Raw genomic sequence first — 15,609 nt, 5'->3', positions numbered from 1 at the left:
TGCTGTCGTCGACGAGTTGGCGGATCAAGGCGTCTTTGCGCGCCCTCAAACGATGACTCACAATACACTGACATGCACTTGCCGACGGCGGCCGAATCAGGCTGACACTGTCGGACGCGCCACCGACCGGCAGTGCCGCCGCGCAACTTCGGATCGGATTATGGCGTCGACGCTCGACCGAGACCGACGCCGGCGCTATGCGACAACCGGTCACCGACTGCCGGACTTCCCGGGCATTGCGCTGAGGATTTCATTGATACGATCCGCCGCATGGTGACCGGCCGTGGTCAGCGACAGACTGACGCGCGCGCGCTCGCGCGCACGTGCACCGAGTTCACGCGCCCATTCCTGATTCTCGAACACCTTGCGCATCGCTTTCGCCGCCTCATCCACCGACGGTTCCGCCCAGTGGAGATTCGCGTCGTACGGAGGAATCGGCCGTCCCAGTTTCACGAGATCATAAGGTACGAGAAGGCTGTTGCTGTCGTCCATGAAGTCCACGTTGCCCGAATAGTTCGTAGCAATGACGGGCTTCCCCATCAGCATGGCCTCCGCCATCGTGAGACCCAACCCCTCGCTTCGATGCAAAGACACGTATGCATCGCACGCATCCATGAGCGACAGTACCTCGTCCGGCGAATACACCTGATCGATGATCTTGATCTTCACCCCCGACATCTCGGCAGCAAGCTGCAACTCCTTGATCTGAGCCGGATGACGATCACCGAATGAAGTCTTCAGCACCAGACAGACCGAGTCGTCCGGCCCGAATGCCTTGCTGAATGCGCGAATCAACCCCATCGGATTTTTACGCTCCATGATGCTCATCATGTGGAACGTAAACAGGAACGTATATTCGCCGTCGTCCAGTCCGAAGTATGTCCGATCCCGGCGTTGATACTGGCCAAGCTGCACCCCCGGGAAAATCGTCCTCACCGGAATGCTCAACCGTTCGCGCAACCCCTTGGCAACGAACTCGGTCGCAGTCCAGACCTCATCGACACGTGCCGCCTGCTCCAGCCAGCTGTCCGGTATCGAATCGAATTCCCAGTACCAGTATGCGATCCGGTAGGTTCGCTGCGCACGCTCGAGCAAATCGGATCGCCCGTACACATCGTCGAAGAACGGTTCCGGCTGCGTGTGAATGATCGTAACGTCGAAATCTTCCGCACCGGAGAAATCGACGTGATGCGGATCATCCCTCTGATCGGTTCGAATATCGCGCAAGGAAGTCTGCATCTCGACCTCGCGCATCCCCTTCACCAACGCTTCCGCCGAGACGCGCAGACCCGACGGATAACAGAAGTGCGCGATCACGTTGACACCGGGCTTAGCCAGCGAAGCGGCCACCGCATCGATCTCTAGCGATTCGCACCACGAACGGACGTCGTGCGGCAACGCGGCTTCGTCCGTTCGCAACCATTCGACTAGCGCACGCGCCTCGGCTGCATTACGCAACACCGACGGGAAGCGATCGCGCCAGTCTTCACGGGCGTTGTATGCCGTTCGAATCTGCTCGGCAGGCGACAAGTCGATCGGCCAGGTGTCCGGCACCCCCCACGACTCGTGAACCCGGTATGTTGCGGCAAACCAGGCAGCAAATGCGGCACGTCCGAAAATCGTCAACCCGTCCGGATGGAGTCGTTGCCATGCCGGTGTAAAGCGATAAGCTTCCACGAGCTCACGAGCCGGCGCTTCGGACGCTTGCCAGAAGAGCCACCAGATTTGCTCAAGTTGCAGGTCCGCTTCGACACGCCCATGCTGGATGAACCATTCGAACAGATCTGCTTGCCCGGCTGGCGTCAACCCGTGCGGCATGAGTTCGCGGACATCCTGACGGAACATGAAGATCTGTCGCGCCGGCGCACCAAAATCCTGTTCGAACAATTGGCCGATCGCCGCGACGCCGGCCTCCGTCAGGCCGAGGTCGCGCCCGCCGCCTGTGAGCAGCCATTGTGCAAACGCGCCGTTAGGTCCAGCCGAAAGCGCCTGCGGGAACCGCACGCGAAGATCGGCCCGGCGTCGCAACAGATCCAGACACCAGCGCGCGGCGCTCCAGATATCGGAAATCTTGTGGACCGGCTGCGGGGGCCACACAACTTCGTCTCGCACCAATCCTGCGACTTCCATGCAAATGCCTTCGTCGTCGAGACGAAGCTCCCTCGCCGACAACGGAAGCGAACCGGTTTCTCGAAGCTGTCGATCGAGTTCCGCACGAACGCCGACGCCTCCCTGCAAACGCAGGGCCGGAATGGCGCAATGCCCGTCCAGTTCGGGGTGAAGATACGGATCCTCGTCGATGCCCAAATGACGGATGTCGTCGGCCAGGCGACGGATATCCTCGACCGGATTGCTGTTCCCTCTCGTCGCCCCTTCGTGATGCACGAGACAGGCATATGGCGTATAGGCCGTACGATAGCCGGCACGCCAGATCCGCATGCACAGCGCAACGTCGCTCATCGCGATCAGATACGATTCGTCAAACCCGCCAACCTCTTCGAAGGCGCTCCTGCGCACCATCTGACAGGCGCCCATGATGGCAAGCCAGTTTCGCGGATGATCCGGCGAGCCGAATACATCCCATTCGATGCCGCCGCCGCTCCGGTACATCAATGCGGCGAGATGAATGCCGATCGACACGCCTGCATGCTGCAATTCCAGGGACGGGTAGATCAACTTCGTACCCACGACACCTACGCCCGGACGCATCGCAAATCGGACGAGTTCCTGCAGCCAGTCGCTCTTGATGATCTCGATGTCGTTGTTCAGGAACAGCAGAAACTCGCCACGCGCTCTCACCGCTCCGAAGTTGCATGCGGCCGAATAATTGAACTTGTTCCGGAAATGAACGATTCGAACCTGCGGTTCGGATTTCAGCTGCTCGTAGAAAGCGAGCGTCTCGGGATCATCCGATCCCGTATCGACGATGACGACTTCCTTGTTCGGATAGTCGGTTGCATGCAGCAGGCCTTCCAGGCACATCCGGAGCAGCTCCGGCTTATTCTTGGTGGGAATGACGATCGAAACCAGCGGCGCGCGCTCGATCTGCCAGGTGGCATGCTGGGTGCCGTTCGGTTGGGTTTCAACGGTCACCGCGTTGCTGACGCCGTGACGCTCCCAATATCGCTGAATGACCGCGCGATGATCACCGGCCTCATTCGTGTCGGGTGCAGGCCGCTCTTGGCTCGCCCCCGGCTTGCGATGGCACAGTACCTTTGGAACACGAATGATGTTCTGCGCATGATCGCTGACGCGCAGATTGAGATCCCATTCGACGGCAGTCGCGGCAGTGATGTCCACCCCTCCCGCCTGCGTCACCAACGCGCGGCGAAGCAACGTCAACCGTCCGAAGTAGTTGAACGCGTAGAGAAGATCAGGTGACCAGGATGGTTTGAAATACGGTCGCTCGCGGGTTTGCGACGCCGACTGCACGTCCTCGTCGCCGTAGACGATGTCTGCCCGCGGCGACTTCGCGAGTACGGAAACAATGTCGCTCAGCGCACCAGGCGCCAGAATATCCCCACTATCGAGAACCGCGACGAACTTGCCCTTGGCGCGATCGAAGCCCATGGCAAGGTTCGCCGGCCGCCCTGTTGCCACACCAGACGCGACAACAGCGACCACGCGCGAATCGGCGCTCGTCCACTCCTCGACGAGTTTCAGCATCGCCGCATCGGCGCCAGAGTGAACAACGATGGCTTCCCAGTTTCGATACGATTGCGCGCGAATCGAACCGACCGTTCTCGACACGCTCTCGATCGATTCGACATCGGCAAGCAAAAAGCTCACGAGCGGCCCGTCGACCTTGATCTGGACATCAGGGCTCGACCGCGTTTCGACCGCGCGAATCCAGTCCGCGTACCGACCCGACGACGCTGCACCGGGAACGCCGATGTCTTCCAGCACTTCGACCTGATCGCTCACGGCCTGCTGCTCGCGAAGCAGGGTTGCGCGCCGCTGCCGCAGAAACTCGAGCCGCGCCGGCATCCGCCACGGCGTAACCAGCCACCATGCGGCCTTGGCTACCTGACGTGCGCGCCCCCGCGCAGCGGGAGGCATCATCGCCCCGATCCGGCGTGCCGGAGATGTCGCGCGCCAGAACATCGATTGCGTAACAGCCTGATACTGCTGCTCGACCAATTCGGCACGGTGACTGGCTTGTTGTGCCATCACATCCCGGCCAGAAAGCGCCGAACGCAATTCAGCGATCTGGTTCTCTGCATCCTTGTTGCGACGCTTGTGGTCATACTCCGTCTCCGCCCGCCGACGTTCCATCGCCTCTGCCTGACGCATCAACTCCTTGTTCAGGCGTTCAAGCTCCTGATACTTTGCCTCATGCTCTTCAAGTACTTTTTGTACCTCCGTCCGCCGCACGGACTCTACGGCATCGCGTTCCCGTTGCTCCGCGGCGACCACCTGAGCGGACAAGGTCTCGACCTGCGCAGCCAACTCAGCCGTCCTCGCGGATACGAAATCGTCAAAAACGTTGGGTGGATACTTGAACGCGTCGATGAGCTCGGACCGCTCGCCGGCGACATAGAATCGGTTGAGGCCGTCCGAATAGACATGCACGTAGCCCGCCCCCAGAAGAATGCTCTCCCACTCCTGATGGGATTCCTTCTGCGTCAGCGGCAGCGTTGCTTCCACCACGACGATCCACGGGCGGTTGCGTTTCCAGTCGTTGCCGGCCAGCACCGCGCGCTCGGCCCCTTCGACATCGACTTTCAGAAAATGTACCTCTCGCCCTGCACTGACGTGCTCTCGCCAGATGTTGTCGAGGGTCGTCAGGACGACATCCTGAACGTTCTCGCTCCACCCGGCTGCGACATGTCCGTCGGCGATCTTGCCGTCAAGCGTCGACAAGCCCGTGTCTTGAAACAAATGGATACGGCTCGTGCCCGTGCTTTCACCCACCGCGACCCGAAGATTGATGTCGCGAGGACGCCGGCTTTCAAGCTCGGCAAAATAGACCGGATTGGGTTCGACATTGATACCGCTCCACCCCATCTCACTGAATGCTCGAGTCACCGAATGCTCGTCGGGAGACCATGCGCCGACGTCGATGTAAAAGCCGGCCATCACATGCTGCAGCGCGCGATGCAGCATGACGTCTTCGAGATTTTGCGCGTAGGAAACAAGAGGCATAAATTTTCACTTACCTAGGCTATGAGAATTCGAGTCGGCATCGACGAAAACATCAGCACCGCCCCGATTTCCTGCATTTCTGGCCATGACCGCGCCGTGCATGCCGGCCGCGCCGAACACGCCGTCAACAGTCAGTTCGCTCATGGACGTTCGAGCATCCATGCAAGCGTATTGCGAAGCGGTATCGCGTGAGTCGAACCGATCGCATGTTCAAGCGCCCCACAATTTCCGACGAGTTTGTGGACCTCGTTCGCGCGCACGAACTGCGGGTTCACCGCCACTTCCAGTTCGTGCCCGGATAGTTCCTGCATCGTCGCCAAGACGTCCTGCAGCGAATACCCGACACCTGAGCAGACGTTGAACGTGCGTCCTGCGAAGTCGGCTTCGATCAACTTCCGATACGCGGCGACCACCATGCGCACATCCGAGAAATCCCGCACGACATTCAGATTTCCCAACTCGATACGCGCCGCGCGCGCGCTGAAGTGCCGAACGATCTTTGGCAGCAGGAATCGCTCATCCTGACCGACGCCCGTGTAATTGAACGGCCGCACAATGACGATCGGAAGTTTGTCCTGCCACATGCGCGCGACCATTTCCATCGCCAGCTTGCTGATTGCGTAATCGTTTGCGGGTGCCGGCGCAGTGGATTCGTCGATGATTTCGCGATCGGAATTGCCATAGACGTTCGCACTGCTTGCCAACAACACGGCTCGCGGCTGACACGCGGCGCGGGTCAGCGCATCAAGCAGGTTGCGCGTCCCGACCACGTTAGTCTGATAAATCGCGCCGACATCGCCGTGCTGAACGAACGCAATGGCCGCCAGATGCACGACGGCATCCGGCTTCTCGTCGGCCAGCACGCGAACCAGCGCGTCGGTATCAAGCAGATCGCACACGTGCGTTCGCCACGGTGCAGCGGCAACCGGCTTGTGAACGATCCCGCAAACTTCGTGCCCCGAGCGGATCAACTCCTCCGCCATATAGCGGCCGGTAAATCCGTCCAGGCCCGTAACGAAAACTTTTGCCATGGCCTTAAAACGAGAAGCCCGCTTCGTTGCGACGAATGTCCGCCTCGACCATCATCTGGCAAAGCTGCTCGAGCGTCGTCTTCGGCACCCAACCGAGTTCCTTGCTCGCCTTCTCGGGGTTGCCGATGAGCAGATCGACTTCGGCAGGCCGGTAGAATTTCGGGCTGACCTTGACCACGGCCTTGCCGGTTCGGGTATCAACGCCCGTCTCGTTCTCGCCCGCGCCTTGCCACGCGAGTTCGATGCCTGCCGCCTGGGCTGCCATCGACACGAAATCCCGCACCGTCTCGGTCCGGTTCGTCGCGAGCACGTAGGTATCGGGGCGTTCCGCCTGCAGCATGCGCCACATGCCTTCGACGTATTCCTTCGCATAGCCCCAGTCACGCTTGGCGTCGAGGTTGCCGAGTTCCAGCACGTCGAGCTTGCCGAGACGGATCTTCGCCAGGCTGTCCGTAATCTTCCGCGTCACGAATTCGCGGCCGCGCAGCGGCGATTCGTGGTTGAACAGGATGCCGCTGCAGCCGAAGATGTTGTAGCTCTCGCGATAGTTGATCGTCATCCAGTGCGCGTAAAGCTTTGCAACGCCGTACGGACTGCGCGGATAGAAAGGCGTGCTTTCAACCTGCGGTACGGCCTGTACTTTGCCGAACATTTCCGATGTGCTGGCCTGGTAGAAGCGGATCGCAGGATTGACCGTGCGAATCGCCTCGAGCAGGTTGAGCGCGCCGATGCCGGTAATCTCGGCGGTGGTTGCCGGCTGATCGAACGACACGCCAACAAAACTTTGGGCAGCCAGGTTGTAGACCTCCGTCGCCTGCGTCGTCTGAAGCAGGCGAATGCTTGCGCCAAGATCAGTCAGGTCGTATTCGACGAGGTGAAGATTAGGATGATTGCTGACGCCGAGCTCGTCGATTCGCCAGAAGTTCACCGAGCTGGTGCGTCGATAGGTGCCGTAGACGGTGTAGCCCTTCTCGAGAAGCAACTCCGCAAGATACGCACCGTCTTGCCCGGTAATGCCAGTGATGATTGCAACAGTCATGTTCTTTCCAGTTTGTTCAGCGTGTTGAAACCCCGGCCAAAATCGTCGATCGCGGTCACGCCATGCGAGCGGCCGACGTGACGTAAATCCAGGCCGGATTCCAATCGTGGTTACTTGCCCGTCGATGCGACAACATCCCGCCCATAGTTGTCGTCGAGACGCACGATGTCGTCTTCACCGAGATACGAGCCCGATTGAACCTCGATCAGCTCGAGCGGAATCTTCCCCGGGTTCTGCAAACGATGTGTCACGCCCAGCGGAATATAGGTCGACTGATTCTCGCTTAGCAAAATGACCTGGTCGCCGTTGAAAACCCGCGCGGTACCGCGGACGACGACCCAGTGCTCGGCCCGATGATGGTGCATCTGAAGGCTGAGCGACGAGCCCGGGTTGACGATGATGCGCTTGACCTGAAAGCGTTCACCCTGGTCGATACTCTCGTACGAACCCCACGGCCGGATGACCTTCCGGTGCGTCACCGACTCGTGTCGCCCCGACGCGCTGAGACGCTCGACGATCTTCTTTACGCGCTCGGACTGATCACGATGTGTGACGAGGACCGCGTCCGCCGTTTCCACGATGATCAGGTCCTTGACGCCGATGGCCGTGACCATTCGATGATCGGCCCGGATATAACTATCGGAAACATCGTCAGTCAGGACATCGCCCGACAGCGTATTGCCCGTATCGTCGGTATCCGAAATATCCGCGAGCGCGGCCCACGAGCCGATATCGCTCCAGTTCAGACCGGCGGCCGCGACCATCACCGCGTGGTCGGTTTTCTCCATCACCGCATAGTCGATCGAGATGTTCGGGCATTCCTGGAATGCATCGGCATCAAGTCGGACGAAATCCTCGTCGCGCTTTGCCTGCTTGACCGACAGCGAGACCTGTTCGAGCACGGCTGGCTCGAATCGCTTGAGTTCGTCGAGATACACCGACGCCTTCAGCATGAACATGCCGCTGTTCCAGTAATAACCGCCTTCCGACACGAAGCGCGCCGCCGTTTCCGCATCCGGTTTCTCGACGAATGCATCGACACGGAACGCGTCGTCATGCGACGCCAATACGTTCCCGCTGCGGATGTAGCCGTAGCCGGTGTGCGGCTTGGTCGGCTCGACACCGAACGTGACGAGATGCCCGTCGTTTGCGATAGCGCGCGCCTTGTCCGCCAGCTTCGCGAAGATCGCATCGCTGAGGATCACGTGGTCGGACGGCAACACGAGCAGCAACGCGTCCGGAGACTGTTCCATCGCAAGCAACGCCGCCGCCGCGACCGCGGGCGCCGTATTTCGCCCTACCGGCTCCAGAACGACCGCCGACGCAGCCACGTCGATGCTGCGCAACTGATCGGCCACGATGAAGCGTTGTTCCGCATTCGTGATCATGATCGGCGCTTCGACACCGGGCACGCCCTGCAGACGCAGCACGGTCTGCTGAACCAGCGTGTGTTCTCCGGCCAGCTTGAGGTACTGCTTAGGATAACCGCCCCGAGACAACGGCCAAAGACGGGTGCCGCTACCGCCGCACAGAACTACAGGGAAGATGTTCACGTCAACTCCGTTACGATATACCTTCTATTTTTCCGACCGCCGGATCAGTACCACTCATTAATTCCGGCGGCATCCGGCCTTCATCGCCTGGCACGCGCTCAGACGAGCGCGCCCACCCGCGACGGCCAGGCCAGACCGATATCCTCTTCGTTCAGCGTCAGATTTGGACTGTATGAGGAATCATTCCGCAGCAGTTCTCCCCAGTGCTTTTGCATGTACGCGGCCTCGCCGTCGAATCGAGCCTGTTTGACAGGATCGTCCTCGTAACCACGCGTCGCCGACTCATGGTGATACAGCTCCGCATACGGGGTCCAGACATTGCGATAGCCGGCCTTCAGCAAGCGAAGACAGAAATCGATATCGTTGAACGCGACACCCAGATCCTGTTCGTTCATTCCAGCCACTTCGCGATAGGCAGCCTTGCGCACGATCATGCACGCAGCCGTCACTGCGGAGAAAGCGCCGATCAGGCTAGCGCGACCGAAGTACCCGAACGATCCGCGTGGAATGTGCTTGTGCAAATGTCCGGCCACGCCGCCAAGCCCCAGCACTACGCCGGCATGCTGGACGGTATCGTTCGGATAGAGCAGTTTCGCGCCCACCGCGCCGACGCCGGGTTGCAATGCAATACTGACCATTTCCGTCAACCAATCGGGAGAAATCGCCTCGATATCGTTGTTGACCAGTCCGACGACCTCGCCGCTTGCCACCTCGACGGCCGCATTGCACAACGCCGCGAAATTGAACGGCCGATCGTCGTGCAATACCCGGAAACGTGGGTCGTTCTCGAGCGACGCGAGGTAGTTCAGTGTTTCTGGATCATCCGAGCCATTGTCGACGATGATGACTTCGTACCGTTCGTACGTCGTCTTGCCAACAATGCTCGCGATGCACTGCCGAATCAGGTTCAGCCCGTTTCGCGTCGGGATGATCAGACTGACGAGTGGCACCGGATCCGGCATCGCATAACGCGCACGGTAGCCGTTTCCTGCGTACTCCGCCACACCGCGGACACCCGTTCGCTCGAAGTGGTCGTTGAGCGCCCGCTCGCCGGCCACTACTGCGTAGGGCTTCGCGTCAGTCCCCGACGAAGTGCTTTCCGCATGGACGCGCCAGTGATACAGCACCCGCGGGATGTGATGGATTGCTGCGGCGCCCGCACGGTCGACACAACGAAGGGCCAGATCGTAGTCCTGGGACCCCTCGTACCCCTCGCGGAAACCGCCGACTTCGTCGAGCAGCGCCTTTTGAAATACCCCCAGATGGCTGAACATGTTCTGCGAAAGGAACAGATCGGGGTTCCAGTCACACTTGAAATACGGTTCACGGCGCTTGCCCGAGCCATCGATCTTGTCTTCATCGGAATAGATCATCCGAATCGACGGATCGCGCACGATTACGTCCGCGACACAGTAAAGCGCATGCTCCGGCAACAGGTCGTCGTGATCGAACAGCGCGACCCAAGTGCCCGTCGCGAGTTCGAGCGCAGTATTCGATGCGGCGGAAATATGGCCATTCTTCTGCCGAAACGCGACCTTTATCCGCGGGTCTTGGGAAGCGTAACGTTCGAGCAGCGGGCGGATGGCCGGATTCGTCGACACGTCGTCGGCAATACAGAGCTCCCAATGCGGATAAAGTTGTCCGCGGATGGACTCGATCGCCTCCGCCAGCCAAGCGGAATCGGGATTGTAGACCGGCATCACCACCGAAATCAGCGGAGGATTCGCGAAGCTGGCGATACGCTCGTGAATGGCCGTACGCGTTGCGTCGTCAACCTGATCGTAACGGCGTACCCATTCTGCGTAGAGAACGGGATCGATGACACCCGGCGCGCCCGCGCGCAGCCATGCGATCCGGCTCCTGACGCCGGCGACCCCTTCCCGGCGGAAGATGCCGTAAGCCTTGCGCACGACCAGTCGCAATCCACCGTCACCCGCCACGCGGTTCACGAACGAACGTACTTTGCGCAACTTCATCGGTTCAGCACCCAACCATACCGGCGTTCGACTTCACAACCATCACTCCCCCACCGAAGCCGCATATTGCGACACGACGTCATCGACCTCCCCGAAAGCGCGCACACGCCCGCGCTCCATCCACAGTGCCTTGTTGCATACCTTGCGGATTTCCTTGTTCGAGTGCATCGCGAGCACAACGATCTCGGCACGGTCGTGCAGTTCCTCGAGACGCGCCTCGGCCTTGTGCATAAACGACGCATCGCCCACGCCCATCACTTCATCGAGCAGCAGGATCTCGGCGTCGACCGCCGTCGAAACGGCAAATGCGAGCCGCATCTTCATGCCGCTCGAATAAGTACGGATAGGCAGATCGAGATAGTCGCCCAATTCGCTGAACTCGGCGATATCGTTCTGCTTTTTGCGAATCTCCGCGTCAGTCATGCCGAGTAGCAGGCCGCGTAACCGGATGTTCTGCATTCCGGTCGAGTTCTCGTCCATGCCGAGGCTGATGTCGAGCAGCGGCACGGCCTTGCCTACTCGCGACAGCGAGCCGGCTGTCGGAGGATAAATGCCGGCCATCGCACGCAGCAGCGTCGACTTTCCCGCGCCGTTGTGACCGATCAGCCCCACGCGATCGCCGCGATCGAAGCGGAAACTCAGATCGTCGAGCGCACGTACGACGATGACGCCGTCGTTGCCCTCCGCGATCCGGTTGCGTCGCCCCATGCGAAGGACCTGTTTCTTCAGCGAACGGCCCTGGACGTCGTAGATCGGCAAATCCAGCGTCACGTTCTTCAGTTCGATGTATGCCATGTCGCCTCCTTCAGACCCAGTACGGAAGACGTTTCAGATAACGACCGGTCATGAGCAGTGCAATCGGCCATCCAACGACCACCATGCCGATGGTCACTCCCCACGTCAGCGCGCTCGGCATTTGTCCGATCAGCGGGCCACGAACGACATCGATCAGGTAAGCAAGCGGATTCCATTCGACGATGAACGAAAAACGATTCAGCGCGTCCGGACGAAAGATGATGGGTGTTACATAGAATGCGACTTGAAGCAGCGCCCCAATGATCTGCGGAAGGTCGCGGAATCGTGCCGACAATAGACTCGTCAGCATGGCGATCCACATCGCATTCAGCACATACAGAAGCAGCCCCGGAATGAACATCGGCAGCGTCTCCCAGCTCTTGACGCCGAAGATCATCAGAAGACCGATGACAATCACGAAATTGTGTGCCAGCACGATCAGGTTCCGCCATACGACTTGCAGAATGTAGATTAGCTTCGGTGTGGGCACCTGGCGAATGTAGGCGCCGCTGCTGATATACGCGATGCTTCCCTCCTGGATCGTCTGGGAAAAAAGCCCCCACAGCACGATGCTCGACGCAAGGAACGGTAAATATTCATTCATCTTTTGTCCGAACAACGTACCGTAGACCACGCCGAGCGACGTAATCATCACGCCCATGCTGATCGTGAGCCAGAACGGTCCGACGCTCGAGCGAGCATAGCGCTGCCGGATTTCGAGCCAGCCGAGCAGCGTCCATAGCCGCCACGAGGCAATGCTCTGTTTGAGATCAGCAAGTGAAAGAGTGAGCATGCAAGCTTTCTAGTTGAATGAAATTAAAAAATGGGCCGGTACATCAGAGCGCCCCGGTACGACCGGTCAGTCCATGCCAGATTCCGAGCAACGAGAGCCGAAAGTGCGCCACGCGAGGCTGCATGAACAACGCGTAGATCGCAAGCCGGACCGGCATCTTGACCAGTTCGGTCGACTTCCAGCTCCAGGGTACGTAGGAACGCCGGATCAGCGCGATCGCGTTGCGGAACAGATAGTAATGCCGAACCGCGCTGTGCCCCGGGTAGCTCCGCCCGAACACCTTCACCGGCTCGCCGCCCAGTTCATGCTTCAACCGCAACGCCGGCGCACCGAGCACCGAATACCCCTTCGAGCGCGCGCGGACACACCATTCGAGATCGACGAAGTCGATGAACAGCGAATCGTCCATCGGGCCGATGTCACGCCATACAGCGAGATTCACGCACGATCCCGACGTAATCAGAAAGTCGACCTCGACCGGTTGCACACCGTCCGGCTGAACCCGGCGCAACTTCACGTACCCGAAGCGGACGAACGGCGCGACGCCGCCCAATCGCGCATCCTCGTACGCGGGCCCGACGAGCGCCACGCGACGATTACGCATGCGCTCGGCCGCCATTGTGCGAGGCAGTTCGACCAGCAATTCGTCTGACGGCTCGCTATCCTGATCGAACAGCAATACCGACGTACAGTTCGCCGCGGCCAGCCGTTCGATGCCCTGGTTGAGCGCCGTCGCGATGCCAAGATTGGCGCCGTTCGCGACATAGTCGATACGCGCGTCGAGCCCGAGCGCTTCCGGCGCACTGATGCTCTCCGTGTTGTCCACCACCACGCATGGCCATACTTTGGCGAGCCGGTTCGCACGGGCTACGCAACCGCTATCCGGCCGGTAGAACACGATCACGACACCGGTCTGCTCCCGAACCGCGGAATTCTGATTCAAGTTACTCACTCAGGCACAGCGTCAGCGCATCGGCCCAGTCCGGCAACCGCAACCCGAATGCTTCGGTCAGCTTGTCGTGCGACAGTCGCGAATTGGACGGGCGCTTGGCGGGAACCGGGTAGTCGCTCGCCGGAATCGGCAACACCTTCGGCGCATGCTCGCCCATCACCTGGGCGAAGATTGCCTCGGCAAACCCGTGCCACGACGTGGCGCCCGCGGACGTGAAGTGATAGACGCCGGAATGCTGCGCCCACCAGTCCGCGTCATCGGCCGCCAACGCCTGCGCGACGATGTGCGCGGTCGCGGTGGCGATCGTCTTCGACCATGTCGGCGCGCCAACCTGATCCGCGACGACACGCAGTTCAGGACGCTCGCTCCCGAGCTTCAGCATCGTCAACAGGAAGTTCTTGCCGCGCCGGCCGTAAACCCAGCTCGTTCGCAAGATCAGATGCGCACACCCGGTCGCCGCGATCGCCTGTTCGCCCTCGAGCTTGGTCAGACCATAGACGTTCTGCGGATTGGTCGCATCCGTTTCGACATAAGCGCCCTCTTTGGTGCCGTCGAACACGTAGTCGGTCGAGTAGTGAATCAGCGCCGCGCCGATGCGCGCCGCCTCTTCCGCAAACGCGCGCGGCACGTCCGCATTCAACAGACGCGCGGCGTCAACGTCCGTCTCCGCCTTGTCGACGGCGGTGTAGGCTGCCGGATTCACGATGATCGACGGCTTCAGCTCGCGAACGACACCGCGCACCCGCTCGAGATCGGACAGGTCGAGCATCGAGCGGTCGCATGCCACCACGCGGCCGAGGCCTTGCAGCGAGCGCAGCAGTTCGAACCCGACCTGGCCATTCACACCCGTCACGAGGATCGTCGGTTCAGGAGTCACGCCCACCTCACGCATAAACTTCGGCTTCGCTCAAACGCTTGCCGGCCGCATCCTTCGCCGCCAGCAGCGGCTCGAAATCGATCGGCCACTCGATCCCGATCTCCGGATCGTTCCACACGATGCTGCGCTCGTGTTCGGGGAACCAGTAGTCGGTCGTCTTGTAAAGGAACTGCGCGGCCTCCGACAGCACGACGAAACCGTGTGCGAACCCGGGCGGCACCCACAACTGCCGGTGGTTGTCGTTCGACAGCACCACACCCACCCACTTGCCGAAGTTCGGCGAATCCTTGCGAATGTCGACGGCGACATCGAACACTTCGCCTTCCACCACGCGCACGAGCTTGCCCTGCGCATGCTGAATTTGATAGTGCAGGCCGCGCAGCACACCCTTCGACGAGCGCGAATGGTTGTCCTGCACGAATTCGATCCCGGGTTCGACCTGCTCGGCGAATTCCTTCCCGTTAAAGCTTTCGTAGAAGAACCCGCGCGCGTCGCCGAACACCTTCGGCTCGATGATCTTGACTTCGGGCAGCGCCGTTGCCGTTACTTGGATGGCCATGCGACTTGATCCGTGAGAATGTTCTTGAGGTACTGCCCGTACGCGTTCTTCGCGAGCGGCTGTGCCAGCTTCAGTACTTGCTCGGCATCGATCCAGTTGCGGCGATAGGCGATCTCTTCCGGACATGCGACCACGAGACCTTGCCGCTTCTGCAGCGTCGCAATGAAACTGGCCGCCTCGATCAGCGAATCGTGCGTGCCGGTATCGAGCCACGCATAGCCACGCCCCATGATCTCGACGTTCAGCGCGCCGCTGTCGAGATAGCGCGAGTTGACGTCAGTGATTTCCAGCTCGCCGCGCGGCGACGGCTTGATGTCGGCCGCGATGTCGCATACGCGGTTGTCGTAGAAGTACAGGCCCGTCACCGCGTAGTTCGAACGCGGCTTCGCGGGCTTTTCTTCGATCGACAGCGCACGGAACGACTTGTCGAATTCGACGACGCCGTAACGTTCCGGGTCGTGCACGTGATACGCGAACACCGTCGCGCCCGTTTCCTGCGCGTGCGCCCGTTCGAGCTGCTTCGCCAGGTCGTGCCCATAGAAGATGTTGTCGCCCAGAATCAGCGCCGACGGATCGTTGCCGACGAACTCCTTGCCGATGATGAACGCCTGCGCGAGACCGTCGGGCGACGGCTGCACCGCGTACTGGATGTTCATCCCCCACTGGCTACCGTCGCCGAGCATCGACTCGAAGCGCGGCGTGTCCTGCGGCGTCGAGATGATCAACACGTCGCGGATGCCCGCGACCATCAGCGTCGACAGCGGGTAGTAGATCATCGGCTTGTCGTACACCGGCAGCAGTTGCTTCGAGACGACGTGCGTGATCGGATACAGCCGGGTGCCGGAACCGCCGGCGAGAATGATGCCTTTACGTGCCATCGCTTCTCCCC

Annotated in this window: 12 protein-coding genes; all 12 read right to left on the bottom strand. The window is 60.4% G+C overall.

The features are described 5' to 3' along the window. Positions 1–210 precede the first annotated feature (210 nt). Entirely contained in the window at positions 211–5,145 is a 4,935-nt protein-coding gene (locus WJ16_RS04070; protein WP_069255954.1) for an FkbM family methyltransferase, read from the bottom strand. A gap of 6 nt (positions 5,146–5,151) precedes the next feature. Next, on the bottom strand, positions 5,152–5,289 hold the full coding sequence (locus tag WJ16_RS34635) for a hypothetical protein (RefSeq protein WP_157126715.1): 138 nt from the start codon (positions 5,287–5,289) through the stop codon (positions 5,152–5,154). Further along, a complete protein-coding gene (locus WJ16_RS04065) occupies positions 5,286–6,176 on the bottom strand; it encodes an NAD-dependent epimerase/dehydratase family protein (protein WP_069255953.1) in 891 nt (296 codons plus the stop codon). Before WJ16_RS04065 ends, WJ16_RS34635 begins: the two co-directional genes overlap by 4 nt. A 4-nt stretch (positions 6,177–6,180) precedes the next feature. Beyond that, a complete protein-coding gene (gmd, locus tag WJ16_RS04060; protein WP_027810772.1) occupies positions 6,181–7,215 on the bottom strand; it encodes a GDP-mannose 4,6-dehydratase in 1,035 nt (344 codons plus the stop codon). A gap of 110 nt (positions 7,216–7,325) precedes the next feature. Further along, a complete protein-coding gene (locus WJ16_RS04055; RefSeq protein ID WP_069255952.1) occupies positions 7,326–8,768 on the bottom strand; it encodes a mannose-1-phosphate guanylyltransferase/mannose-6-phosphate isomerase in 1,443 nt (480 codons plus the stop codon). Positions 8,769–8,866: 98 nt separating this feature from the next. Beyond that, entirely contained in the window at positions 8,867–10,744 is a 1,878-nt protein-coding gene (locus WJ16_RS04050; RefSeq protein WP_069255951.1) for a glycosyltransferase family 2 protein, read from the bottom strand. A gap of 42 nt (positions 10,745–10,786) precedes the next feature. Continuing rightward, complete coding sequence (locus WJ16_RS04045) at positions 10,787–11,539, bottom strand: ABC transporter ATP-binding protein (protein ID WP_069255950.1); 753 nt, start codon at positions 11,537–11,539, stop codon at positions 10,787–10,789. Between the two features lie 10 nt (positions 11,540–11,549). Further along, complete coding sequence (locus WJ16_RS04040; protein ID WP_069255949.1) at positions 11,550–12,332, bottom strand: ABC transporter permease; 783 nt, start codon at positions 12,330–12,332, stop codon at positions 11,550–11,552. Between the two features lie 43 nt (positions 12,333–12,375). Then, the gene (locus WJ16_RS04035) at positions 12,376–13,236 is read right to left on the bottom strand and encodes a glycosyltransferase family 2 protein (protein ID WP_069255948.1); all 861 of its coding nucleotides are present in this window, start codon (positions 13,234–13,236) and stop codon (positions 12,376–12,378) included. A gap of 40 nt (positions 13,237–13,276) precedes the next feature. Further along, complete coding sequence (rfbD, locus tag WJ16_RS04030) at positions 13,277–14,176, bottom strand: dTDP-4-dehydrorhamnose reductase (RefSeq protein WP_069255947.1); 900 nt, start codon at positions 14,174–14,176, stop codon at positions 13,277–13,279. Continuing rightward, complete coding sequence (rfbC, locus tag WJ16_RS04025; RefSeq protein WP_060312845.1) at positions 14,169–14,720, bottom strand: dTDP-4-dehydrorhamnose 3,5-epimerase; 552 nt, start codon at positions 14,718–14,720, stop codon at positions 14,169–14,171. The genes rfbD and rfbC overlap by 8 nt, the downstream gene beginning before the upstream one ends. Beyond that, entirely contained in the window at positions 14,705–15,598 is an 894-nt protein-coding gene (rfbA, locus tag WJ16_RS04020) for a glucose-1-phosphate thymidylyltransferase RfbA (protein WP_069255946.1), read from the bottom strand. Before rfbA ends, rfbC begins: the two co-directional genes overlap by 16 nt. Between the last annotated feature and the right edge of the window lie 11 nt (positions 15,599–15,609).

The organism is Burkholderia metallica (assembly GCF_001718555.1).
Lineage (GTDB): Bacteria > Pseudomonadota > Gammaproteobacteria > Burkholderiales > Burkholderiaceae > Burkholderia > Burkholderia metallica.
Note: the sequence above shows the minus strand (reverse complement) of the source record. Positions and strands in the feature narration are given on the sequence as shown.